Source organism: Streptomyces sp. NPDC002742 (genome assembly GCF_042888885.1).
GTDB lineage: Bacteria > Actinomycetota > Actinomycetes > Streptomycetales > Streptomycetaceae > Streptomyces.
In genome coordinates, this window is record NZ_JBIAQF010000084.1 from 355 (window position 1) to 1017 (window position 663).

The 663-nt window shown below is 70.0% G+C and carries 1 pseudogene; it reads right to left on the reverse strand.

From position 1 onward, the window contains the following. A pseudogene (locus tag ACFYW8_RS44590) lies at positions 1 to 663 on the reverse strand (DUF3344 domain-containing protein); the annotation flags it as partial.

Below are 663 nucleotides of genomic sequence, written 5' to 3' on the forward strand. Positions count from 1 at the left end.
CGCGTGGTGACCGGGCGTCCGTGGTCGGCGATGGTCGAATCCAGTGCCCGGTGCCGCACGACCGCGCCGCCGCCACCGGTGTCCCGGACGGTGAGCCCGTGCCCGTTCGCGGTGCGCTCCCCGTGGTAGCCGACGACGCCGGCGCTGCCCTGCGCGCCCGGGGTGACCGCCAGGCCGTCCACGGTGATCACGACGTCCTGGGACGGTCCGTCGACCGACTCGAAGCCGTCCCACAGGACGAGTTCGCGCAGGGGTTCGGCCGGGTTCTCGTAGGCGACGACCAGCGTCCAGCCGCCCCAGGCGCCCATGTCCGAGTTGCCCATGGCGACATTGAGCTGGGCGACGGTCCAGGCGCCCGGCTCGGACCAGCGGACGAGTTCGGTGATATCGGCGGAGGCGGAGAATCCCTGGTGGGTTCCGGCGTCGCGGTGACCGACCAGCGAATCGGCGCGGATTTCCTTGTAGTTCCCGCCGGGTTCGGCGATCAGGACCCGGTCGTTGTCGGCCGGGTCCTTCTGTTCACCGACCCGCAGATTGGCGCCCCAGTACAGCCGTGCGTAACTCACCCGGGAGCCTTCGGGCAGCCGCAGTTCGGCGCTGGAGGAGTTGTAGGTGTTGCGGTCGGAGTCGATGTCGATGTACGTCATCTCGTACTGGCCGCTG